At 41.1% G+C, this 23,802-nt stretch carries 19 protein-coding genes; 7 read left to right on the plus strand and 12 right to left on the minus strand.

Annotated elements, in window-relative coordinates; all coding sequences use genetic code 11:
* Positions 1–172: 172 nt before the first annotated feature.
* The 3 genes from tehA to hpfG all read right to left on the minus strand — a co-directional run bounded on the left by tehA (position 173) and on the right by hpfG (position 4,717).
* The gene (gene tehA, locus AACW90_RS14845; protein ID WP_390235832.1) at positions 173–1,105 is read right to left on the minus strand and encodes a dicarboxylate transporter/tellurite-resistance protein TehA; all 933 of its coding nucleotides are present in this window, start codon (positions 1,103–1,105) and stop codon (positions 173–175) included.
* A 68-nt stretch (positions 1,106–1,173) separates the two neighbouring features.
* Positions 1,174–2,130 carry a (2S)-3-sulfopropanediol dehydratase activating enzyme gene (hpfH, locus tag AACW90_RS14850; RefSeq protein ID WP_390235835.1) on the minus strand — a complete coding sequence of 319 codons (957 nt, stop codon included), beginning with the start codon at positions 2,128–2,130 and terminating at the stop codon, positions 1,174–1,176.
* Between the two features lie 55 nt (positions 2,131–2,185).
* On the minus strand, positions 2,186–4,717 hold the full coding sequence (gene hpfG / locus AACW90_RS14855) for a (2S)-3-sulfopropanediol dehydratase (RefSeq protein WP_390235838.1): 2,532 nt from the start codon (positions 4,715–4,717) through the stop codon (positions 2,186–2,188).
* 347 nt (positions 4,718–5,064) lie between these two features.
* On the opposite strand from hpfG, the gene AACW90_RS14860 reads away from it, so the two are divergent.
* Positions 5,065–5,805: a sulfite exporter TauE/SafE family protein gene (locus tag AACW90_RS14860; protein ID WP_390235841.1), complete on the plus strand. Its 741-nt coding sequence runs from the start codon at positions 5,065–5,067 to the stop codon at positions 5,803–5,805.
* A 116-nt stretch (positions 5,806–5,921) separates the two neighbouring features.
* Here AACW90_RS14860 and AACW90_RS14865 read toward each other — a convergent pair whose 3' ends face one another.
* From AACW90_RS14865 to AACW90_RS14875, 3 genes are all read right to left on the minus strand, one after another.
* On the minus strand, positions 5,922–11,015 hold the full coding sequence (locus AACW90_RS14865; protein ID WP_390235845.1) for a tetratricopeptide repeat protein: 5,094 nt from the start codon (positions 11,013–11,015) through the stop codon (positions 5,922–5,924).
* 103 nt (positions 11,016–11,118) lie between these two features.
* A complete protein-coding gene (locus AACW90_RS14870) occupies positions 11,119–11,634 on the minus strand; it encodes a GNAT family N-acetyltransferase (protein WP_390235847.1) in 516 nt (171 codons plus the stop codon).
* A 48-nt stretch (positions 11,635–11,682) separates the two neighbouring features.
* Positions 11,683–12,429 carry a substrate-binding periplasmic protein gene (locus AACW90_RS14875; protein WP_390235849.1) on the minus strand — a complete coding sequence of 249 codons (747 nt, stop codon included), beginning with the start codon at positions 12,427–12,429 and terminating at the stop codon, positions 11,683–11,685.
* 289 nt (positions 12,430–12,718) lie between these two features.
* Between AACW90_RS14875 and AACW90_RS14880 the strand changes: the two genes are divergently transcribed.
* Positions 12,719–13,204: a VOC family protein gene (locus AACW90_RS14880; protein ID WP_390235852.1), complete on the plus strand. Its 486-nt coding sequence runs from the start codon at positions 12,719–12,721 to the stop codon at positions 13,202–13,204.
* A 140-nt stretch (positions 13,205–13,344) separates the two neighbouring features.
* Here AACW90_RS14880 and AACW90_RS14885 read toward each other — a convergent pair whose 3' ends face one another.
* Positions 13,345–13,536 carry a hypothetical protein gene (locus AACW90_RS14885; protein ID WP_390235854.1) on the minus strand — a complete coding sequence of 64 codons (192 nt, stop codon included), beginning with the start codon at positions 13,534–13,536 and terminating at the stop codon, positions 13,345–13,347.
* Between the two features lie 62 nt (positions 13,537–13,598).
* Positions 13,599–14,234: an alternative oxidase gene (locus tag AACW90_RS14890; RefSeq protein ID WP_390235856.1), complete on the minus strand. Its 636-nt coding sequence runs from the start codon at positions 14,232–14,234 to the stop codon at positions 13,599–13,601.
* Between the two features lie 187 nt (positions 14,235–14,421).
* On the opposite strand from AACW90_RS14890, the gene AACW90_RS14895 reads away from it, so the two are divergent.
* Positions 14,422–15,831, plus strand: a complete 1,410-nt coding sequence (locus tag AACW90_RS14895) for an aminotransferase-like domain-containing protein (protein ID WP_390235857.1) — start codon at positions 14,422–14,424, stop codon at positions 15,829–15,831.
* A gap of 89 nt (positions 15,832–15,920) precedes the next feature.
* Here the strand turns inward: AACW90_RS14895 and AACW90_RS14900 are convergent, their stop codons facing one another.
* On the minus strand, positions 15,921–16,178 hold the full coding sequence (locus tag AACW90_RS14900; protein ID WP_390235860.1) for a DNA polymerase III subunit epsilon: 258 nt from the start codon (positions 16,176–16,178) through the stop codon (positions 15,921–15,923).
* 410 nt (positions 16,179–16,588) lie between these two features.
* On the opposite strand from AACW90_RS14900, the gene AACW90_RS14905 reads away from it, so the two are divergent.
* Positions 16,589–18,169 (plus strand): ABC-F family ATPase, encoded by a 1,581-nt coding sequence (locus tag AACW90_RS14905; RefSeq protein WP_390235863.1) that lies wholly within the window; start codon positions 16,589–16,591, stop codon positions 18,167–18,169.
* 123 nt (positions 18,170–18,292) lie between these two features.
* Here AACW90_RS14905 and AACW90_RS14910 read toward each other — a convergent pair whose 3' ends face one another.
* Positions 18,293–18,721: a GNAT family N-acetyltransferase gene (locus AACW90_RS14910; RefSeq protein ID WP_390235865.1), complete on the minus strand. Its 429-nt coding sequence runs from the start codon at positions 18,719–18,721 to the stop codon at positions 18,293–18,295.
* Positions 18,722–19,072: 351 nt separating this feature from the next.
* Here AACW90_RS14910 and AACW90_RS14915 point away from each other — a divergent pair, with 351 nt between their 5' ends.
* From AACW90_RS14915 to AACW90_RS14925, 3 genes are all read left to right on the plus strand, one after another.
* Positions 19,073–19,966, plus strand: coding sequence for a homocysteine S-methyltransferase family protein (locus AACW90_RS14915; protein WP_390235867.1), 894 nt, complete (start codon positions 19,073–19,075; stop codon positions 19,964–19,966).
* Between the two features lie 245 nt (positions 19,967–20,211).
* The gene (locus AACW90_RS14920; RefSeq protein ID WP_195703366.1) at positions 20,212–20,418 is read left to right on the plus strand and encodes a cold-shock protein; all 207 of its coding nucleotides are present in this window, start codon (positions 20,212–20,214) and stop codon (positions 20,416–20,418) included.
* A 368-nt stretch (positions 20,419–20,786) separates the two neighbouring features.
* Entirely contained in the window at positions 20,787–21,518 is a 732-nt protein-coding gene (locus AACW90_RS14925) for a hypothetical protein (RefSeq protein ID WP_390235870.1), read from the plus strand.
* An 86-nt stretch (positions 21,519–21,604) separates the two neighbouring features.
* Here AACW90_RS14925 and AACW90_RS14930 read toward each other — a convergent pair whose 3' ends face one another.
* A complete protein-coding gene (locus AACW90_RS14930) occupies positions 21,605–21,964 on the minus strand; it encodes a glutaredoxin family protein (protein ID WP_390235872.1) in 360 nt (119 codons plus the stop codon).
* 231 nt (positions 21,965–22,195) lie between these two features.
* Positions 22,196–23,698, minus strand: coding sequence for an arylsulfatase (locus AACW90_RS14935; protein WP_390235875.1), 1,503 nt, complete (start codon positions 23,696–23,698; stop codon positions 22,196–22,198).
* Between the last annotated feature and the right edge of the window lie 104 nt (positions 23,699–23,802).

A 23,802-nucleotide genomic window follows, 5' to 3' on the forward strand; every position in this document is an offset into this window, starting at 1 on the left:
GTTAATTATTGGCCATTTATCTAGAGAAACACACTATGTCATTGGACCTAACTATTCTAATAATATGCCGATTCTCGACAATACCGCACACTTTTGTTTATTGAATCAGTCACGTGCATAACCCTTCACAACATCAGCTCTCATTAAAATTAAAACGAGTGATGTCGTCGCTCTACGTTCTCTTTGTCATAAACATGCCTACCGTACGTATGCTTAGATATCCAATGAACAGATTTGCACCGATAAATACGGGTATGGCAATGATCTCTGCGGCATGCACGCCAGCTAACGCTAGTTTTAAACCACTCACCGTTGCTGCTGCGATGCCAAATGTGTAAGCCCAATACGATGGAGCGAAAGGCTGTGCACCAAGCCATTTCCCTAGCCGGATACCAAGCATCAGTTGATAGAGTCCATATCCCCACAACATCAGAACCCAGTGGTCATTGCTACCGGGATTGATAGCAAGCCAAGCCATAGCACACACGACGGGTGGAGCAAATTGGATACCAAGCAACGGACGTTGTTGTGAAGGTAGCTCTTGAGCTTGCCAAAGACGTTGGATAATTAACGACTCCAGTGCTAGCCATGAAAACATACCCGCCCCCAAAAACAACCAACCCCAATCGGGATATCCCAGAGCACCGAGTGCGGCAGCACTGGTAAAGTTTCCTGCAACGGTCGGCAGATACAATGTGGGTACAGAGTCTACTTTGTTGCGGCCGCCTTTCCAGAGAGAGCCGTTATGCCAGAGTGAAAAGAACAAATGCCAAATAATACCGGCAATAGTCAAACTCAACGCTATCGAACGTGAATAAGGTAGAACCGCAAGTACGATAAGCAACGTAGAGACACCTACCAGAGCTGGTGTACCGCCTTGTACAGGATGCCGAAACTCTTGACTGATCAACGCAGGGCTGCGTATCGCTTGCGCTATATAGACGATTAACAAAATCAACCAAACCAATGTAGCAACGGCCAGTATGCTTTCGCCAATAATAACGGGAAATCCCCAAAGAGGATGTGCGATGCGCCACGCTTGCCCTAAACCGGCAAGCCCAAGCACGATGCCGAAGTAAGAGGCGGGAAGTGTTGTGTTAGGCATGATTTTTCTTTTAGATTCGAAAAAACGAATTACAGCATAAATAGAATTTAAGAGCAAAATTGATATGTTTACATTGCCTCCTTTTCTTTTGTACCCACCAAGCAATGTATACCTTGTTGATTGAAATACTCAGCAATATTATCCACTCGATGTTGAAACTCGACCCTGTCAAAATCTAGGTTTCTCATATTGTAGGGTAACCCTAACGATTCATATTTCTCTTCACCGAGGCGCATAAAACTCAGAAGCTGCAACGTTTTAACCTTTCCAAGCATCTCATCTACAATAAAGTTGGCCGTCGCCTTTATGTTATCGACGTCATCATTAACCGTCGGGATGACTGGAATTCTCAATATAACTTCTTTATCAGTTTTAGACAGCTGTTTCAGGTTGTTTAATATCTTTTGGTTATCAACGCCGGTGTGTTTTTTATGTCGGTTTCTATCCATAAGTTTTATGTCTGAAATAAAGAGGTCGGTATAGGGAAGTAGCTTTTCAATTTGATTCCAGTTGGAATAGAGGCTTGACTCTATACAGGTGTGGATACCCTCTTGTTTACATGCCTTAAATAGCGCTAAAACAAAATCACTTTGGAGCAAAGGTTCACCACCGGAAACGGTTACGCCTCCTCCTGAACGCTCATAAAATCCTTTGTCTTTTAAAATGACTTGCATGCACTCATCGATCGACATGGATTTACCCCACTGCTTGATTGCTTCAGACGGACACTCATCAGAACAACCAAGACAGCTAGTGCATTTATTGCGATCTATTTCTTCAAGCTTCGAGCCCGAAAAAATCAACATCTTAGGGTCGTGACAAACCTCTTTACATGAACCACATTTTTGACTGGAGATACATTTATTCTGATAGACACCAACCTCAATATGCCTATTAAAACTTTCAGGGTTACCACACCAATCACATCTAAGCGGACACCCTTTTAAAAAAAACTCAGTACGAATGCCTGGACCATCATGTAAAGTAAAACGCTGCACGTTAAGAACAGTTCCTAGGTTTGACACTTTCAACCTCAATAGTTTGTTTTATAAATGGACGAATACGCGCCCACTTTATTGATCAAAACCTAAGCTCAGTTCGGTGGATTAGGTCATCTTGCAAGGGTTTACCAAGTTCAACAAAATAAGCACTGTATCCAGCTACACGCACAAGCATGTCCGCATACATTTCAGGATTTTTTTGTGCCGCTCTCATTTTTTCTGAGCTCATAATATTGAATTGAACATGCATGCCTTGTTTGGCGATATATTCATCAATAAAACTGACCAAGATATCTCGACCTTCCACACCAGAAACCGCATCTTCAGGAAATCGAAGGTTTAGCAGAGTTCCGTTGGTAGCAAGGCTATGGTCAACTTTTGCCACTGAGTTAACAATGGCTGTTGGCCCATGGATATCATGAGAGCCACCCGCTGTATGAACCGGCCCCATGTTATCAGAAATGGGTTCTTCATTTTTACGTCCATCTAACGTTGCGTTGGTATACAACCCCATACCAACGTTTGCATTCACTGTATAGACGCCCGGACTAAACTGGCCACCACGCGGATTTTTTCGGCCTTTAATATGACGACAATAACATTCAAACATAAATGCAAATAGTTCATCGGCCTCGTCAATATCGTTACCGTAATGAGGGATCTTAGAACTGTTAACGAGTGCATAAAGTTTTTCATATCCCTGCCAATTGTTCTTTATAGCCTCTAGTAATTCCCTGCCGGTATACTTCTTATCATCGAAGACCAACTTTTTAATGGTAGAAAGTGAATCGGCACAGGTTGCGATACCCGCGGCTTGTGGTGCCGTTCCATTATATTTTGCGCCCCCGTAAGTCATGTCTTTACCAGATTCAATACAGCCTTCAAAAAAGGCTGAAATATAAGGTGTAGGCTTAACCATACGATGGATTTTATCGGTCACGTTTAAACAACTACACAATTGATCACACCAATAAGCAAATTGTTTATCAACGCTTTCCAATACTTCTTCAAACGAGTTATATGTCTCTAAACTACCTGTATCAGGGCCGAGTTGTTTTCCTGCGTCAGGTCCAGATAAGATACGCCCGCCATTGATAACCATCTCCATCATTTTAGCCGTGTTCACATAACCTGCATCAAGCCAACCATGTTCTTTGCCAGGAACTGCTGGCTCTACACAACCTACAACTGCGTAATCCCTCGCTTCTGCTAATGTGACACCTTTAGCTAGCATTGCTCTAGTAGCAGGGCCGTCATTAAATAGTTTAGGGTGCCCGTAACCTGCTCTAATACACTCAATCGTTTTTATCTTTAGCTCATAGGGTGTATTTTCATGCAAACGCAAACAGACCCAAGGATTCATCATTCGAGTATGTACAGAAGCTTCTAATATAAGCATTGTTAGATCATTGGTAGCGTCATCACCATTTGTGTCAACCCCACCAATAGTCAAACTTTCCCCACCAAAACCACGGCCATTTCGTACTTTTACGGTGCCTTTGTCTTTCAATTTGGTTGGGTTATTTATTTTCACATAAAGCACTTCAATCAATTCTAGAATAAATGCCTTCGAGACCGAACGTTCTTTTATGTCTTTCTCGTAGAATGGGTATAACCACTGATCCATACGCCCATATGAAATAGAATGGCCGTTACCCTCAATCTGTGTCAACGTGACTGCAAAATTGAATAACTGAGCAGATTGCCAGAAGCTCTGAGGTACGCCGCCTGCAATTTGATAACAGTTTACCGACATGTCTTTCAGTTCTTGCTTTCTATTTATGTCGACTTCATCGGTTGCCAATTCGTCGGCGAGTTTTGCATAACGTGTGATATACGTTTTGGCGGCCTGCAAGCTAATGATAGTGGCCTTGTAATAGTCTCTTTTGTCACTGAAATCTGGGTCTTGTTTAGACAACTTGGCAAACGACGTTTTTGCTTGCTCTAAAACACCATCGTAACCAAGTGTCATTAGCTTATTAAAATCCATGGCGAAATGGCCAATCCCAGCAAAATGATAGTTGTTTGTCTGGAATACTTTTTCACCCATATGAGACCCTTTCTTTTGGTCGTCATCAAGATGGGCTGTTATTATCTCATTCGCACTTTTTCCTTTCCAATATTCACAGAGCGTTAGAATTTCAGCTCTATCCTCGTCATCACGGATATAGAACTGGTCGTTTGTGCGCTCTTCAAATGGAGAATTCAATATCTCATCAATAATCCAGTCGACAGAAAACTCAGGATAAATGGGTGAAGCTTTGGCTGGAGCAGCAATTTCGCCTAAGATTAATTCGTCATCGTATATATGTATTGTTGTGTTGAGAAGGATGTTTTCAAAGGCGTATGCACATTGAAGGATACGTGGTACATCTTCGTAGGCTTTATATGCTTGCGTGACGAGCCTCAACCGTTCTACATCAATTTCATAGGGTCTATCAAGGAAAGTCTGTCGTAATTTATTTACCCTTGGGTATGGTGACCAATCTTCATGACCAACCTCATAGCCCAGTCCATAAACCTTATCAAAGTCTTCTGTTCCTCGCGCCAAAGTATGAGCATTTGCGTTCATTTTAAGCAAGCGCCCCTTATCCACCTGGAAGTTGTCCATTGTTTACCTCTTAAATGTATAAAACTGAATTATTTGTCAAATCGATGGAGTTCTATCGTAATGAATTGGTCATTACTCCCCCAGAATGAATAGGTTCATTATACGACACGCCTCAACTCCATCCGAGAGAAATGTCACAAATCGAAACTAAATAGACAAAAAACAACATTATGTGACAGAGGTAATGGTTATTATATTTGTTCAGTCTATAGTGTCCGTACATTTCCTGTCAGTTCGTTTGACACGCGAAAAGCGTTTGCAGAAATAATCATTCATCGTTTTTCAGTAATATCACATTCACTAGATTCAACCATAAGGCGAACTATCGCTTTTTTTTAGGAAGGAACATGGACACCACCATCATATTAGTTTCGATGATCATTGCATTGGCCGGGTTTACCCAAGGTTTGACCGGGTTTGGCTCTGCATTAGTATCGGTACCGCTACTTTCACTTATCGTAGGTGCCCAAACAGCCGTGCCCATTGCCGGCATATTTGGTTGGCTGGTGACATTTCCTATCGTGTGGAAAATGCGTCACTCGATCCAGCACAAGACAGGCTTGATCCTTTTCGTTGGCTCGATTCCAGCCTCATTCGTAGGAGCTAAACTACTGGCTAGTTTGCCCTCGCAATACATTCTACTCACCATGGGTGTGGTGTTGATCGCTTCAAGCCTGCATTCAATGCGCTCAACTAAACCCCTATTCAAAAAAACCTCAATACCCATTACTCTCGGAGCAGGTTTTACCTCGGGAATGCTTGGTGCAAGTGTCGGTGAATCGGGGCCACCAGTGATTGCCTATACCTCAATGCAGCCTTGGAGCGCTGATCAGATAAAATCCACTTTGGCCTTCTTTTTCATGCTGCAAATGATTGGGGCTAACATCAGTTTTTGGAATGAAGGGCTTATTACGGATGAAGTGTTGTCGCATGTGATGTCTGCGATGCCAGCCTTTGCAATTGGTTTGACAGGAGGCATGATCGGTTACCATTTCTTGCAGAAATACAAAATAAACTACCACCATATTGTGCACTGCTTTTTGTTGTTCATGGGCTGTGCTTTAGTGTTTAAAAATGTCCACTTTTGATCAATTTTGTCACAAATGATATATAACAAGAAGAAGCCTGAGATGTTTACGGCAGTTTAATGTTCTGGTTTAGGCGAGTCGATGTTGACTCGCCAATAGAGGCTTACTTTTTACAATTACAACAAGGCGAGTAACACCAAAACCATTATCATCCTATTGGTGAATGATAACTCACGTTGAGTGAATCGATAGGCCAACGTTCTTAATGGTGGCAAGAATAACCCCGCTATAACTGAACATATCAAAGCCATTTTGAGTTCGCCTGATGATACCGCGCCAAAGACAGCAATAAAAAAAAGCACACCAAACATCCAGCTGAATACAACGTAAACACGGCTTGTCCAAAGACGGTATTGACTGATGTGTTTCGTTTCACTTAACAATGCATCATCAAAATCAAATTGGTCCCACGTGACAGGTATCCCCTCTGATTTGTTTTTCTCAATTAGGTCAACGATTTCTAACGCTTTTTTGTTTAAGGATAGAGCCTCTTCTACACGGTCGACCTGCATATATAGATTGGCGAGCGCATCTAAACCGTAAGCAAATTCTTCACCCCAAAGATCTGGTTCTTTCTCACATGCCGCACGTCTTACCCATAGGGCTTTTCGCTCAGCAATTATCGCCTCTTCTAGCTTATCGCCTTTTTTGTAACAGGTTGCTAGGTTGCTAAGGCTGGTTGCGTAGCTTCTTTCCCATACATCCTGTGATTTATTGTGTTCAATCTCTGTGGCTTTCAATGCTTTTTCTGCGCAAGATATTGCCTTCTCAACTTGGTCAATGGAGAGGTAGCACATCGAAAGGCTATCTAGGCTATTTACGTAACGATAGGCCCATAAGCTCGGCGCTTTTTCATATTCAATACTGGTAAGCTTAACGGCTTCACTTGATAGAAAGATCGCTTCAGTTACATTTTCTGATTCACGATAGGAAAAGGCCAAGTTCGCTAAAATTTCAGCGTGGTATCTTACCCACTCTTTAGGCGATTGTTGGCATTCAGCTCTGGTGATTTCTAATGCTTTTTCCTCCAGGGCCATCGCATCGCTAAGGCGATCGTGCTTTTTGTAAGACGAAGCCAGATTAGACAAGCTGACTACATAATCGACGGCCCAAACTTTCGAGACATGGTTATATTGTTCTTCGATCTGGCACAGTAGGTCTTCTTCTATTGCAATGGCTTCTTCACAGCGGTCAACTTTCCCATAAGAGACCGCTAGGTTTCTATTGATATTAACCTGCTTTTCAAGCCACGCCGCTGGATGGGTAACGGCTTCTTGGACGACGATGCGCAGCGCCTCTTGTTCCAACTCGATGGCCATTTCATATTGAGTGTTTTTTTTGTAAGCACTCGCCAGACCAGAAAGCGCAGTAACATGCTCTTCTACCCAGAGTTTGGGGAACTTATCATATTCTTTACTGCTGATTGAATGAGCCGTTTCTTGTAATGCGATAGCTTGTTCTATCTGGCTTACAGAAATATAGGATACGGCGAGGTTATTTAAGATATTAACGTAACCTTTTGACCACACTTTCGGTGAGTTTGTCGCTTCCACCTCTAGAATCGCTAATACCTCTTTATTCAGAGCAACGGCTTCATCTGCTCGGCCAGTTTGATTATAAGAGCTGGCAAGATTGGCCATTATCTGAGTATGATATTCAATCCACACCATTGGCGTCTTATCATATTCGACTTCACTGATAGCATATGCTTGTTGTTCCATACTGATAGCGTCATCGACACGATCTATTTTTTTTAACGTTACCGCTAAATTGATAAGGCGGGTAAGGTAATCCTTCTTCCATAACTTTGGAGCACGATGATAACAAGCTTCCGTCACTTTTAACGCTTGTTGCTCTATTCTGATCGCCTCGTCAATGCGTCCGAAGGTGACATATGAACTGCCCAAATTACCCATACACGTAATGTAATATCGTTCCCACTCTGATTCGGCAATCTCGTATTCTCGCTTACAGATAGATAGAGCGATTTCCTCTAAGGCCATCGCGTCATTAAAACGGTTTAGCTTTTTAAATGAGTAGGCCTGACTGATTAGATTACTAACATAAAGCTGACCCCATGTTCCCACAAGGCTTTCATAGTTACGTTTTAATAAAGGTAATAGCGACGCTACAATCTCTAGCGACTCCTCAATACAGCCTGCACTAATGTAGCAAGTAGCAAGATTAGATTGAACCACTGCATCTAACTCACTCAGGCTATTTGCGGTTTTTTCAATGAGGGACACTGCCTCCTTATGTAGTGTGATGGCTCTAGAGAAATTGCCCACATCTTCATAAGAAGAAGCCAAAAACGTTAGCGTTTCTCTGTACTCATTTACCCACAAATCTTGATCATGTAAGTACCCTTCTTCGCATACTGCAAGCAATTCTTCTTCTAATTCGATCGCCTCTTCTATGCGATTAACGGCGCTTAATGAGATAGCGAGTGCCATTGATGCTTTGTAGAAAGTTCTTATCCAATCTGGTTTAGCACTTTGCTTTGCTCTTTTCGCAATAGAAGACTCGACGGTTTGATAGAACAAGCGCTCCGAGGTATCTGCACTGTCCAAACTGTCTATCGATTTATTGTAGAATGGCTGAGCTTTATGCTGCGCCTCTACCACGTCCAGAATGACCCTATACATGGTGTCCGACGCGGCTTCGATTTCGTTAGCGAATCTATCCTGCATTAAATGGTCAAACTGCATCGTTAGGAACGTATGTAATAAAGCATGGCGGTACTGATACTTACCTTGTTCTCCCATATAGCGCTTTAGAATTTCGTACACTTCTTCAATAATAACGTAGTGCTCTTCGTTCAGACTCGTGTCGCTACTACCCTCACGCAGGTGCGTCTTCAACGGGGCTAATTCAGGAGCGTTGGAAGCGGCAAGGGCCGCTAGAGAGTTTTTCACTAATACTGAAGAAAACGGCGTACCCATTACCGACGAAAATAGCAGCGTACTCACCGCTGTCGTGCCATATTCAGAGAAATATTGCCCTAATAGATGAAGCCTTTCCTCAAGCACTGCATAGGCCATAAGGTTAAACGAATGGGAGTTTTTAGCATTTGTATAGTGTGATAGTGAGGCTTTATGTTTCTGTTCTAATGCAACAAAAGTCTCTTTTATTACCACATCAAGCTCGCCAATCTGTGGTTTAATACGCAACGGTTTGTCTACTATCAGCCTAGACAGTTGCGAGCCTTCATAAAACTTGTCGTCACATAGAATATTAATCGTTTCTACAGCAAACAGCGTATTCACCGTCTTAGATTCGGAATCCGTTAGCTTTGTAACCACCTGATCAGACAAGGTCTCTAATTGCGTTTTCTCACCTTGTATCACTTTAGCTATCAGTTCGGCTAGCGATGCTCGGTTCAGACCCGTTAGATGAATATTGGTACAAGCAAGAGAGCCAATATTACTGACCAATTTAATCTTCGCACTTCCCGCAACGGCTGCCTTTTTAAATAGTGATTGGGTAAATGGCTTTTCAGAGCCAACCGCGCTTCGTCTTTGCAATACTGTCGCGGCATCGCTGGGTCGTATTGTGGCAATCAGATAGACATCGGCCATGCTTAGAAGTCGAGTTGACACATATTCAGCCGAGATTTCATCTATCCATTGCAGATCATCAACAAAAAGAACCAAAGGAAGAGCGTGGCTGTTTATATGCTGTAGTTTCTGTATCGCGGCATCCAACACCGAAAATTTCTTCTCCTTGCTCTGTTGATGAACGTTATCTAACGAACCAAAGTCATTGCCAAGTACCTTGTCTATTCGGTCATCAACCAATAGGCGTTCTCTTGCAGCCTGACCAACATGAACCACTTCTTCTGCGCCGTTAAGAATAGCGCCAATAACCTTGAGTGCACCTTCAGGGCTAGCTGCTTTTTTAATTAACCCTATTCCCTTATCTTTCCAGTCCCGCATAAGTTCGAGCCTAGGGGCTTCGCTAAGAATACTTTTTTCCAATGAACTCAAGCCAGTGTTCATAGATTGATGTCCCACTTCATTCACTATCCTTAGCGAAATAATCTCTCCTTGCTCTTGAATCTCTTTGATATGATGATTAACTAAGGCCGTCTTGCCAATGCCGGGGTCGCCTGCAATTATCGCCATTCGATTAGTAACGACTGCTTCTTGCTTTGCACCAAGCATTTGCTCGTCACTGCTTTTTGAGCGAAAGCATTGATTGAGAATATTTAACTCGTCTTGTCGACCAATAAAAAGAGAAGATTTCACCGCAATCGTTGGGATATCGCTACTCGGACGCTCCAAAATCGCATAACGTTGGGCAAATCGTCGTTGATCGTCTAGCAGCTCTTTCTTGGATTGAAGCGATGGTTCCACCTTTTGGTAAGGCTGAAAATTTTCGTCACTATATTGATATACAATGGAAAGTCCCAAGCTTTTATCTTTTTCTTTTAAGTACTTAGCATAGGAAACGACCAAAGATAGAAGAGCCAGTGAGTTATCATCTAGCTTGTGTGGGTTGTTGATATAAATGAGTTTGGGCTCACCAACAGAGACGGCCAAAAGTAATTTAAACGCCAACGGAAATATGTTGTGTTCTTCGCTTTGTGAAAATGTTTTAAACAGCTTATGCAGTTCTCGCTTCGCTTCAGTAGACAAAAATAGTTCGTGGTCCTCTAGGTGATGAGCCATTATTCCACCTAGCCCTGCACTGGATGTGTCTTGAAGCACCGATTCCACTCTATCCAGTAAAAAACCACTCAGATCAAGATGCTCCTGAGCCGAATCGAAAATAGATGAACTAAAAGCATCACCAATTTCATTAAATATGAAATCCACACCTTTATCTAAAAAGCCCCCCGCAAAGTCGTTCAACAATCCACTGGTTCCAAGTGTAACGCCGGCCTTTATCGTCTGTTTGATCACCTGCACATTAGCGATATTTTTCAGGTCATTGCGGAGCAACTGCATCAGGGCTTCAAGAATGGCAAATTCGGCTGGGTCGTCGCCATTTGCACTGATAACGATAACGTTGGTTTTATCACTATTACTTAGTTTGTGGTTAAACACACTCTGTGCAGAAAACAAGGCGACACCACTCGTGTCGACAGCGGTTTGCTTATTGTCAATGAAGCTGTTCAGGTCTGTATTAGAAAGTTCTATCAGTAACGGAGTAGAGACCGCTCTTTCCAGATCGCTAACATAATTACTATATAACTTTGTTTTTCTCATTAAATGACCAGCCCTAAAATTGCCTATTCAAGGGCTAACTTACTCAAATATGTAAAGAATTACTATGTGGAATTGAAGATTAGTCTTTAGAAACTGTGAAAAGTTAGGATAACGCTCTGTGGTATTGATTTGCATCTTCCATTTGGTCATTTAATTCGGTGTGGTTACTCAGTCTTTGAACAAGATGAAAGCCATTATTAGTTAAAATTTTATTTGACCCAACGTTATTCACAAGTGCAATCGCGTTTACGTATTTAAGCCCTGATGTTTTGGTCAGCAGAGTTAGCAGTTTTCTGACCGCACTAGAAGCCACACCTTGAGAAGTATAAGATCTTCCAACCCTATACCCCATTTCTCCGCATTCACCTTTATCATCTATACGATGTAGATTTATACGCCCACAGATAGTGCCAATATCATTTTTTATCAACATTGGATACATCTCGTCATTCTCATACTTTATCAAGAAATCAGAGATTTGCTGTTTCACACCTGAAAGGGAATAGAAACGATCTTCACGAGAAGGGACATGTTCTTCAAACCAACGTTTATTATCGACTTCAAATTTTAATAGTGCTTTGGCATCTTTTTGGCAAACTAAGTGTAGTGATATTTCCATTATCGTTACCCTAACGCCTAATAGTCGACTTTGTATCTAGGTATTATATCAACGGTATTTATCGTAGATTCCGTCTATGATGCCTTCTTTTTTAAGTTTAACAATCGCCTTGTTGAATCGGGTAACTGCCGCTTCCTTTGTTGGATGAAAACGGATCATCATATCCAATGAACGGTAAGGTTTGCCTAGAACGGTTTGGTCTTCTAAGTGCTGACTCGTGACCTGATATTGAGCAAAATCTTTGTTCATAAGGGCTTGAGAAAGACGACCTGCCACCAACAGTTGGATCAACTTATTTTCATTTTTGACAGGATAAGCTCCGATACGTCCATCTTCAAAGTAAGGGGTATATTGAGGATAGTAGTACCCTTTCACTACACCTATAGTTTCACCCAATAAATCATCCTGAGAATCTACTTGTTTATAGTTCTCTTTATTAAACAGAATAATTTCATCAGCCACTGCAAATGGGATGCTGTAAATACCTGGAACACTAGAGTCGCTTCTATAGGCGGGATTTGTCATGGGTTCAATGTGTAATTCGCCAGTCTCGAACAGATGAAGCGCGCGATTAAAAGGAACCCGTACATACTCAATAGTATCTCCTGTTTCTTGAGATAGGGCTTTAAAAATATCTTTGATTGTTCCCGTTCGAGAGTCGTCTTCATCAAAAAAATATGGAGGAAAAGAGCCAGTATGTAACATTACGCGCAACGTGTCGGCGACGCTGGCATAAGAGTAAGTAGAAGCCAATAGAATAGTGGCCAATTTTAAATTATTTAGCAGGAGCTTCATTACAATCCCTTTAATAAGAATTAGGCGAATGTGGATTACTATCCTATTCACTGCATTGATAAGATTGTAGTTTATACAATACGCAACACAGATCAATCGTTCTTCTGAGATTTATAAACGTTTTATGACATAGGTTGTGTATAAGGCTTAACGTTAGTGAATCATCTAATAATAACAAAAAATAATTATTTTAATAATTTATGATAATTTTTATTAATAACGAATCTTACATATACTTTTCTCATCGAAACAAAACACGAAATGAATAATTGAATTACTGGAGAAACTGATGAAAATGAATCACGTTGGTATCATGGTTGGCAATATGGATAAAGCGGTTGAGTTTTACACGAAGGCGTTAGGTTTAGAAATCGTGATGAACAATACGAAAGTAACGGAAGAGCGCGAGACCGCAATTGGCCGCATGTGTATTGCCGTTTTTGGTGAAGGCTTTAAAGGTTTTAATATCGCTCACTTACTGACCAATGATGGTATTGGCTTCGAGTTGTTTGAAATGAAGGAACGCCAAGAACGCCACGACGTCGACTTCTCTCGTATTGGTATTTTTCATTTCTGTCTTCAAACCGATGATTTCCACGGTGTGATTAAGCGTACCGAAGAATTTGGCGGCAAGGTACGTATGGATATTATGCGTTACCACCCAGAAGACGATAACAATAAAGCGCAGATGGTTTACCTAGAAGACCCATTTGGTAATCTATTTGAACTGTACTCGCACACCTATGAAGAGACATACGCTGCAGACTACGAGTAATCTAACGTCGTAAATTAGGCAACGAAAAGGATTGGCTTTTTGACAATCCTTTCCACGCCAAATTAGCCGGTTCTATACCGAATCAAAAGACGTCGTTACTCATTCTATTTGAACTGGGTCCGCCTTAGTTGTTCGGTGATCTAATCTTTTGCCGCAATCTTTACACCCAGCCAACCTAGAAACAACATAAGGAAAGGAACTGAGGCTAGCGTTATTTCTGTCATAGGCGCGTCAACGAACATCTTGGCACCCAATAGATGTGCTCCAACGTTTAAAATGATGACCGCACCAGCGATAGCAAATAGACGCATTTCTTTCTTAACACTATTCATTCTTATACTCTCCAACTAAAATATTGAGATAGACGACTTCCAACTAATAGATGATCAGCAAGCTAATATTGATGTTCTGGTAGGTTTTTACTTTGATAACAATCCGCAAATTCATGATTTCTATCTCGGTGTTTTGCTTCATCTTCACGGATTTTTAAAATAACATCTCTCAACTTCGCATCTGAGGGTAGCTGGTAATAATCCATTGCCATTTGAGGAGCAGATATGTTTTCTACCTTTCCTTCGTCGATTCGTTCTAAATATTCTGTATAGCTTTTACATGCCTCTTCTTCAAAATACCCGACTATTCTATGGGCGATCTTTGACGATAAAATATAGATTGTACTGTACACAACAATGAACACAGCCTGCCCTACTAATACCAATAGTCTTTCTATCCAGCTTGGTTTCGCAATATTCAAGAAAATCATTAAATGCATCCTCTCATTTTCTGCTTCATCTAATAGCTCTTTAATCCATCCTTGATCATCTTTCATTCTTCGTAGTGCCTTAAGATGATTGAACATACCTGCGACCATTCCCGGGACTGCTGCAATGGTTTCTAAAATTACTGCACGTTTAGCATATTTGTCCCCATAAAATAGATTGAGCAGAAACTTAAGGCATTGAGTTATTCGATAAGCGACATGTTCTGACATTTTTGTCGCATCTCTGTGCGTAAGTTGAAATTTTTGCATTACATTATTAGCCAAGTATGGGCTTAGGTCGGTACCTTTCGATCATAAAATAAGGGCAACCAGAGCATCTTTTAACGTTGTTCGATTATATCAATGGTTCGTTGATCTATAATAGACACAGAAACTAGACTATTATGTATAACAGATAATTCGAGCGCCACTCATTAACCTACCTAAGTGAAGTCCATTGGCTAAATATATAGAGCTTGCAGAACAGATTAAGAGTCAAATTCAGAGCAACGTCTGGGAAATAGGCGGTAAACTCCCATCATTGCGCAAACAAACTGAGTTATCGGGGCTTAGTTTAATGACGGTAATGAATGCCTACCAATTATTAGCAAATCAGGGTTGGGTGGTGTCTCATTCTCGTTCAGGTTACATTGTTGCGCCTCAGATCGACGATTTTCCTGTTTTGACCCATCCCAAAGATCCGCAACTAACAGAATCTGTCGATATCAATGACTTTGTCTTTGATATCTTGCAAGCAAGTCGCAAAAAAACAATGACCAATTTTGGATTTGCTTACCCAGATCCAAACCTATATCCACAGAGTCAGGTCAACAAATCTTTGATTCAAGCCGCACGAAAGATGCCCGCGTCTCATGCCCTAGATAATCTTCCACCAGGCAATGAAACCTTGCGCAAAATAATTGCGAAACGGTATGCCGCTCAAGGCATGAATATCAACCCTGAAGAGATAGTTATTACCGCTGGGGCGTTGGAGGCATTAAACCTAAGTTTACAGGCAGTAACACAAGCAGGTGATTGGGTTGTCGTCGAATCTCCGACATTCTATAGTGCCCTTCAATCGCTAGAAAGGTTGAATCTACGCGCGCTTTCTATCAATACACACCCCAAAGAAGGGATCGATCTGGATTCCCTCGAAAAAGCATTGGAAACGCACAAGGTTAAAGCCTGTTGGCTAATGACTAATTGCCAAAACCCACTTGGTTTTACGCTATCCGATGAAAAGAAAATTCGTCTTGTTGAATTACTTACAAAGCACAATGTCCATCTGATAGAAGATGATGTTTACAGCGAACTCTACTATGGAGCCACTAAACCACGACCTGCAAAAGCTTATGACAACAAAGGCATGGTTCTACATTGTTCTTCTTTTTCTAAATCGCTCGTCGCAGGATTTCGTATCGGATGGGTAGCGGCAGGAACCCGCGCATTACAGATTCAAAAGATTCAATTAATGAGCACATTGTCGACAAGTGCACCCGTTCAATTAACACTCGCCAGCTACTTATCTACTCGACATTATGAAACGCACTTGCGTCAGTTGAGGAGAACATTAGAGCAGAGAAAATTTCAAACTTGGCAGTTGTTACGGGAGCATTTCCCAAAAGAAGCCAATGCTTATTACTCAACGGGTGGCTATTTCATATGGGTTGCTCTTCCCGAGCATGTTAATGCTACCGAGCTTTACAGACTCGCTGTGCAAGAAAACATTAGTATTGCCCCAGGAGAGATGTTTGCAACAAATCAGCAGTTCATTCATTGCTTTAGATTGAATGCTTCACTAGAGATTTCTGACAGCGTTGTATCGGCAATCAAACGATTAGGGTCACTGATAGGGACATTAATTTAGGCTCTGGCGTCGTCATAGTGCGCTAAGTTTATAAGTATGAATGGCCGTATTTTGGCCATTCATCTTACTATAAAGAGGCTTATACATATTTACTTGTTATCGTCACCGATAAACGCTTGTTCAATTCTTTCTAATTCTTGTTGCTCTTTAAGTTCTATTTCTTCCTGACGAACTCTCTTTCTTTCTTTTAGATCATTTTTTTCTGATTTGGTCAGAAACTTCACTGCTTTTTTGTTGGTAAGAGCATACAAGACAACATCTTCACCTTTATCCCTGCGTTCACTCACTCGTTGTGAAAAACGTTCGTCGTCTCGTGCTTTCCGCTGTTCAGCGTTTAACTTGCTCATTTCTGATATTCTCATTAGTTGTGTTTATTACATTCAGCCAAACAATGAGAGGTAATACACGCTCAAATCGCTGACAGGGAATCTTAGCACAATAACCTTAACTGTCGCATCGGATCTCATGCAACTCTTTAGTTCCATACTTGAAAGGATGTCGTGATTACCCTGTCGAAACACGTTCAGAATAAACAAACTTGGCTAGATATTGTTTAATGAGTTTCAATATTGAGCTGTTTTTACTGTCGCATTATGGTGCCAGAATATAGGTTTTAATCAGGATACAAAAGTAGCTCGACATTTGACCAATTAAGTCTGTATAATCCGCGCCTGTTTTACCTACGCAACACTCAGCCTATACTGTGGCAACAATTTTTCGCTTAGGTTTTGATACATAACATATCCAGGATATTCCATTGATTTCTACCGCAAATATCACCATGCAATTCGGCCCTGCGCCATTGTTTGAAAACATCTCTGCTAAATTTGGCAACGGCTACCGTTACGGGTTAATCGGAGCAAACGGATGTGGTAAGTCAACCTTTATGAAAATCCTGAGTGGGGAACTCGCGCCAACATCTGGCAATGTGTCCATTACCCCAGGTCAAAAAGTCGGAACCCTAAGCCAGGACCAATACGCTTTTGAAAAATACAGCGTGGTCGACGCCGTAATTCAAGGTGATTCAAAGCTATGGAAAATCAAACAAGAACGTGAACGTATCTATTCTCTGCCTGAAATGAGCGAAGAAGATGGGATGAAGGTAGCCGATCTTGAAAGCGAATTTGCAGAGATGGATGGTTACAGTGCTGAAAGTCGCGCTGGTGAGATATTGCTTGAAGCTGGAATAGAAGAAGAATATCACTTTGGGTTAATGAGCCAACTTGCGCCAGGTTGGAAACTCCGCGTTTTACTCGCACAATCTCTTTTTTCCAATCCAGACATATTATTGCTTGATGAGCCTACCAACAACTTGGATATCCATACCATTAATTGGTTAGCTGGTGAGCTAAACAAACGTAAGTGCACCATGATCATCATCTCCCATGACAGACACTTCTTGAACACTGTCTGTACTCATATGGCGGATATTGATTATGGCGAACTCCGAATATACCCAGGTAATTACGAGTATTTCCTTGATGCATCTGGCCTAATTCAAGAGCAATTGCTTGCGGGCAATGCAAAGAAAACGGCTGAAATAGCTGAACTCCAAGACTTTGTTAACCGATTTGGAGCCAACGCGTCTAAAGCTAAACAAGCGAGTTCACGTGCAAAAAAACTCGACAAAATTTCTTTAGATGAAGTGAAATCGTCAAGTCGAATGACGCCTTCATTACGCTTTGACGAAAGTAAAAAAATGCACCGTCAGGCATTAATACTCGAAGATCTTAGCCATGGTTTTGAAGATGAAATACTCTTTCATGGTGGCAATCTGATCCTTGAAGCTGGCGCAAAACTTGCCGTTATCGGTGAAAATGGTGTGGGTAAAACGACCCTACTTCGTTGCTTAGTCAACGAGTTATCGCATAATGAAGGTGTAGTTAAGTGGTCCGAAAATGCAGCGATCGGCTATTGCCCGCAAGACAGCACCAATGAATTTGACAATGGGTTTACGTTATTTGAATGGATGTCTCAATGGAGAACATCAAAACACAACGACTTGATGATACGAGGCATGTTAGGACGCCTTCTATTTACTGAAGATGATATCAACAAGAAAGCGTGTAATTGCTCCGGTGGCGAAAAAAACCGTTTATTGTTTGGTAAATTAATGATGATGGATATCAATGTTCTTATCATGGACGAACCAACGAATCACATGGATATGGAAGCTATTGAAGCCCTTAACCGTGCTCTTAAGCTATTTGAAGGCACATTAATATTTGTTAGTCATGATAGGGAATTTGTCTCGTCACTTGCGACACACATCATTGATATAAAGGACAAGCAACTCATAAACTTCCACGGAACGTTTAATGAATATATGTCCAACTAATTAACCGCAACACCTAGCGCAAGCTACAAGTTCCTGTTGTTGTTTATTCCAAGACAATCAATATTGAGAGCAGTCGATTTGGCTGCTCTTTTGCTTCTTTTTCTACACGAATGTTACCATCTCTTATGGTGTTATACTTTTACTCATGACAACATGTTCATCGTCCGTTCCTTGAGCAACTATTTCCCATCCGAGTTGAAAGTACAATTTAGGAACATTTGTGTAAACGTAAAGTATGGATTGTTCAAACTTTAACAACTCTTCCGTCGCCCGATTAATCAGTCTCGATGCGAAACCACAACCTCTAAACTGAGGCTTTATCAACACAGCATTAATCCATATAACCTGTGACATTCCATTTGGTTCCAAAAAACGCGTAAAAGCCAAACCACCAACTAAAACCTCTTCTTCAATAGCTAAAATGGGTAACGGTATAGGTAGGCCACCTTTCGCAAGCACAAAAGGCTCTACATCATTCCATTCCAATTGATAGAGAGTAGCCAATTCTTTCAAAAAACGTGAATGTACAATTAAGTCACTTTCTACAAGCATATTTCTTCTTCTTTCTTTGCGTTACGGTTAATACCAATCTGTAGGATCAACTTAGCCGCAATAACATTATCATGGAGCCAAATTTAATGGTTAATAACGCCATTGCCACGCGTTCAAGAATGAGCTTTCATTCTTATTTAATCACTCTCATTGACATAATACTAGCGCCGCGCTTAAGGTTGTAACCATACAGAGATACATTGCTAGTACAGGTCAAGAACCTCATCTATCTAATTGCATAAACACGCGAATCATTTTTTCTGCTCAACTAATCACTAAATGACATCTTGAGCCAAGGTTCATCGTGTTCTGTTATCCGACATCACATTACTCTATTTTTAATTAGGAATTATGAAAAAACTTACCATACTCGATGGTGGCATGGGTCGAGAACTTCAAGATATTGGCGCACCATTTTCGCAACCACTTTGGAGTGCACAAGCACTGATTGAGTCACCTGAATATGTAACAAAAGCTCATCAAAATTTTATTGACTCAGGTGCTGAGATAATCATCGCTAATAGCTATGCGTGTGTGCCATTTCATCTTGGTGAAGAACGTTTTCAAACCGACGGAGCACGACTTGCTCGCCAAGCCGCTATGATCGCCGAAACCGTCGCTCTCAATAATAGCTCAGTGTGTGTAGCAGGGGCTATTCCTCCGCCGCTCGGCAGCTATCGGCCTGACTTATTCCATGCCAGAAACGCCGAGAAAATCGTCACAACCCTTATAGCGGCTCAAGAGCCTTTTGTAGACCTATGGATAGCAGAAACCATCTCTAGTTTGGAGGAATTTGGAGTCATTAATTCTGCACTTAGAAATTCGACCAAAGATTGTTACTACGCTTTTAGTTTAAGCGATAACCAAGTAAGTGAATCCATATTACGATCAGGGCAATCTGTAAAAATGGCTACGAGACTGGTCTGCCTTTCTGGTGCTAAAGGGATATTTTTCAATTGCTCGGTTCCTGAAGTGATGGAACAAGCGATAAAAGATGCAAAGGAAGTCATTGAACAGCACCGAACGGATATTGAAATTGGTGTTTATGCTAATAACTTCTTGCCAATCAATTCCGATCACGAGGCGAATGATACTCTACATTCGATACGTGACCTTTCACCCGACGATTATTTGGTATACGCAAAGCGATGGTATGCCCTTGGAGCAACTATCATTGGTGGCTGTTGCGGCATTGGTCCGTCTCATATTCGAACGCTGGCAGAATGGAAGAAAACCTTAAAATAGTTGGAAATAAACAACTTAATTTAAAATTAAAGACATGAAATACGATTTAATTTTAAAAAGTGCTTGACAATAATTCCAGATCCTATAATATCCGCCGCAGCAAGAAAGAAAGCCTAGTTGTTTACATTCTCCATTTCGTTGTTAGATCCATAATACCTCGCTCTGTAGTTTTTAAGTTTTTAGTTTATTTCACGCTATTCACGCCCAATAGGGCAATATTAAATTTGAGATTACAGGATATTATTATGTCTAAAGTTAAAGGTACAGTTAAGTGGTTCAACGAAGCTAAAGGTTTCGGTTTCATCGAGCAAGAGTCTGGCCCAGATGTATTCGCTCACTTCAGCGCTATCGCTAGTGACGGCTTCAAAACTCTAGCTGAAGGCCAAAAAGTAGAATTTACTATCAGCCAAGGTCAAAAAGGCCCGAACGCTGAAAATATCACAGCTATCTAATAGCGATGATATTTTAGTTCTATACGAGCTTGAATACAATTTTAAAAAAGGCATATCCTCGGATATGCCTTTTTTTTGCGCATTAATGAATAACTCCGACATTTTCATACCTTCAAAAATCGTAATAATCCAGACAACGCGACAATAATCACTATAAACTAATGCCTCTCACTCCCGCCGTTAACCAGTTTGTACGCGAACTCAACAATCAATATGTTAATTCCTCTTATAATGCGCTTTATGGTGTTATGAATTGTCGGTATCAAGCATATGCGGCACAAAGAATTGCACTTTGGCTTAAAGTCATACATGGTCGTAGTAACCATTACGTCGATTTACCTAATCGTTAACTCAGCACGAAGGATACTATGACTATTTTTGTAAGCGAAATAGACAAAAAGCTAATACGAATTGCAAAGGAAATGTTGACTGTATATTCACGACAACTCGTCGTTATCCATGGTGGTATTATTGGTCTAGCGCTTGTGGCTGGCACGATCTATATAGGAGCGCTCTTTGCGTCTGAAAGTTATGGTATAGCCTTCTTTCTAAAAGGAATACTCACTATTGCATTATTTTGTGTTGCTATAGGAGTTGCATCAAATTGGCTGGCACTACTTGGCAAACCTAATGAACAGAAAAAAACGTCCATTATAATTACTGGGTTTGCCGTATTTAAAGCACTTCCAAAAAAAATCATCGCCGCGTTAATTACAGTGATTATAGTAATAGCATTTGCATTAGATACGTTTTATGTTGTGCAGCTACAAACAATAACGACCACAATGCCTACCAATCCAGCAATGCATATCATCGTTAGTTTTGCAGTTATATTAGGAATAACGATTTTCGCCGGCCTAACAGAACCAGAACTCGCAGCGAAAGTGCGCTCACTACATAACAATAAATACTATCTAATATTCATCGCCAAAGCTTCCATCGTCACTACAACCTTTTATTATTTAAGTTGTCTCGTTCTGGATTTTGGCTCTCTCAATATTGCTATCGCATTCGGTAGTTTTTGGAGTGCTCTACTTCTCGCTCATATCGATGGTTACTCACCAACATCGGAAGATAAAGTTGATCATTCTGTTAGTTAATTGTTGAGAAGAAAAATGACGGGTTCACATTTTTGATCACAGATAAAAGTTGATCATTGATTAGAACCCATACATTTCAAATAGAATTAGGCAAATTCTTTTTCTAGATAAGCAACGATATCAGATGACTCATACATCCACGTGATTTCCCCAACGTTGTCTATACGTAAGCATGGCACTTTAAGCGCACCACCATTGGTTAATAGCGCCTCTCTGTGAGTTGGATTGTTTTTGGCATCTAAAAGATCAATGTTAACCGATTGACGTTTCATTGCTCGACGAACTTTAACGCAAAATGGGCAAGCCTCAAATTGATACAGACTCATTGAGCTTGCTCTGTTATCGACTTCTTGTTGTAACGCATCGCTGCGTTTGACGCCTTTAGGGGCAAAAATAAAATTCAATGTTAAAATTATTTTCCCTAAAAACCAACGTACAAACTTCATAATTTCTCTTTCTGATTGAGTATAAATTAACAATAGTGTAACAGTGTTGCGCCCTCGGCAATAGACCTGTTAGGCGGGTTTATTGTTGTACCAGTAATTTTGTATCCAGACGGTAAAAATACCTTAAAAGGGTTGGTCTCTGAACAAACTCAAGGATTATACTGGATAGTACTAGGATGATGAATCAATTGAAAAGCTCGCGAAATATCGCGAGCTTTTTATTTTCACTTGTTAATTCCCTACTCCACCTACTTTCTCGGCTGGCGTTTCAGAGGTCACTGGTGGCCATTCTTTGAATGTCGCTAAATGCTGACCTACTGCGGCTTGTGCAGGACCAAACGCCCACATTTTCTGTCCCATCCATTTAACGTACATACCAGATTCTTCAGCTGCTCTTTCATACGGATCTCTTCTCAGGTTAAATAACAAGGGCGCATTTAGTTCTTCTTTTGCTCCACCCCAACCTTCATTTTGAACAACGAAATGCGCCTTCCAATCTCCGACACGAACAGCCTGTAGTTTATCTCTTTCGTAATAAAAGATTTCTTTGCGGCTCGATTCACCATTTTTGGTTAACATCTCCATTTGATTATAGCCATCGAGATGTGCTTTATGCCCTTTGTAACCTTTCAATAGTTGTTCTTTTACATCTGTGGGTCCACCAGCAGCCTGAACTAAAGTAGGTAGTAAGTCCATACCGTCAAACATGCCATTATTTACCGTGTCTGCAGGTATTTTGTTGGGCCACTGAATGAGAAATGGTGCACGTACACCACCTTCCCACGTTGTACCTTTCTCACCGTGGAATGGTGTCATCCCACCATCTGGCCATGTCATTATTTCAGGGCCATTGTCTGCCGTAAATACGATAATAGTGTTATCTGCGATTCCTAACTCTTCTATTTTCGCCAGCATTTCCCCCACATGGTCATCGAGATCTTTCATAACAACCTCCTGTAGACCCCAACCATTCGTTCCAAGCATTTTCTCGTATTTCGGTGATAAATGGCTCCAAACATGTCCCCGAGATGGGCAATACCAAGTGAAAAATGGCTTATTGGCTTCCACTGCTCTTTCAATAAAGTTTATGGTGTGTTTGTTAACTTCATCATCCAATGTTTTCATTCGTTCGATAGAAAGCTTACCGTCATCTTTAATCGTTTGATTGCCTTTACCATCAGATGTAACGTGTAACACGTTGCGCGGCGCAAACTTTTGAAAATCCTCGTCCTTTGGCCAGTCTGGATCTTCCGTGTATTCCATTGCATTTAGGTGGTAGAGCCACCCCCAATATTCATCAAATCCATGCATGGTAGGCAAAAACTCATCTCGGTCACCTAAATGGTTTTTACCAAACTGACCCGTTGTATAACCTAGATCTCGTAACATTTCAGGCAATGTCGGCGTATCTTGGTTCAGACCAACGGGACCACCGGGAAGGCCTACAGAATGCATTCCTGTCCTTACCGGCAACTGACCAGTTAAAAATGCAGAACGTCCAGCAGTACAAGAGGGTTGAGCATAGTAATCGGTTAGCAGCATTCCTTTTTCAGCAATACTATCTATATTCGGTGTTTCACTACTCATTACACCGTTGTGATACGCACTCAAATTAGAAATCCCGATATCGTCCGTAAAGATGACAAATATATTTGGTTTATCTTGCGCAGCATTCGCTAGTACTGAAAATAAAAGCACACTGGTAAATGACAAAATTTGAAACATCCTTTTCATACCGTTTTCCTTACTTTTTCACTTTTTTTGATTAAGATAAAGCCCGCGACTGCAAAACCAAATTCAAGGATCATATAGGCAAAGAGTAACTAGTGAGGCATTCC

Source organism: Vibrio frigidus, assembly GCF_042465995.1.
Lineage (GTDB): Bacteria > Pseudomonadota > Gammaproteobacteria > Enterobacterales > Vibrionaceae > Vibrio.

Excerpts from the sequence above, each read along its gene's own strand:
- tehA (WP_390235832.1), bottom strand. The coding sequence starts at position 1,105 with ATGCCTAACACAACACTTCCCGCCTCTTACTTCGGCATCGTGCTTGGG.
- AACW90_RS14870 (WP_390235847.1), bottom strand. The coding sequence starts at position 11,634 with ATGGAAATATCACTACACTTAGTTTGCCAAAAAGATGCCAAAGCACTA.
- AACW90_RS14865 (WP_390235845.1), bottom strand. The coding sequence starts at position 11,015 with ATGAGAAAAACAAAGTTATATAGTAATTATGTTAGCGATCTGGAAAGA.
- AACW90_RS14930 (WP_390235872.1), bottom strand. The coding sequence starts at position 21,964 with ATGAAGTTTGTACGTTGGTTTTTAGGGAAAATAATTTTAACATTGAAT.
- AACW90_RS14890 (WP_390235856.1), bottom strand. The coding sequence starts at position 14,234 with ATGCAAAAATTTCAACTTACGCACAGAGATGCGACAAAAATGTCAGAA.
- AACW90_RS14910 (WP_390235865.1), bottom strand. The coding sequence starts at position 18,721 with ATGCTTGTAGAAAGTGACTTAATTGTACATTCACGTTTTTTGAAAGAA.
- AACW90_RS14935 (WP_390235875.1), bottom strand. The coding sequence starts at position 23,698 with ATGAAAAGGATGTTTCAAATTTTGTCATTTACCAGTGTGCTTTTATTT.
- AACW90_RS14860 (WP_390235841.1), top strand. The coding sequence starts at position 5,065 with ATGGACACCACCATCATATTAGTTTCGATGATCATTGCATTGGCCGGG.
- AACW90_RS14885 (WP_390235854.1), bottom strand. The coding sequence starts at position 13,536 with ATGAATAGTGTTAAGAAAGAAATGCGTCTATTTGCTATCGCTGGTGCG.
- AACW90_RS14920 (WP_195703366.1), top strand. The coding sequence starts at position 20,212 with ATGTCTAAAGTTAAAGGTACAGTTAAGTGGTTCAACGAAGCTAAAGGT.
- hpfG (WP_390235838.1), bottom strand. The coding sequence starts at position 4,717 with ATGGACAACTTCCAGGTGGATAAGGGGCGCTTGCTTAAAATGAACGCA.
- AACW90_RS14875 (WP_390235849.1), bottom strand. The coding sequence starts at position 12,429 with ATGAAGCTCCTGCTAAATAATTTAAAATTGGCCACTATTCTATTGGCT.
- AACW90_RS14900 (WP_390235860.1), bottom strand. The coding sequence starts at position 16,178 with ATGAGCAAGTTAAACGCTGAACAGCGGAAAGCACGAGACGACGAACGT.
- AACW90_RS14925 (WP_390235870.1), top strand. The coding sequence starts at position 20,787 with ATGACTATTTTTGTAAGCGAAATAGACAAAAAGCTAATACGAATTGCA.
- AACW90_RS14915 (WP_390235867.1), top strand. The coding sequence starts at position 19,073 with ATGAAAAAACTTACCATACTCGATGGTGGCATGGGTCGAGAACTTCAA.
- AACW90_RS14880 (WP_390235852.1), top strand. The coding sequence starts at position 12,719 with ATGAAAATGAATCACGTTGGTATCATGGTTGGCAATATGGATAAAGCG.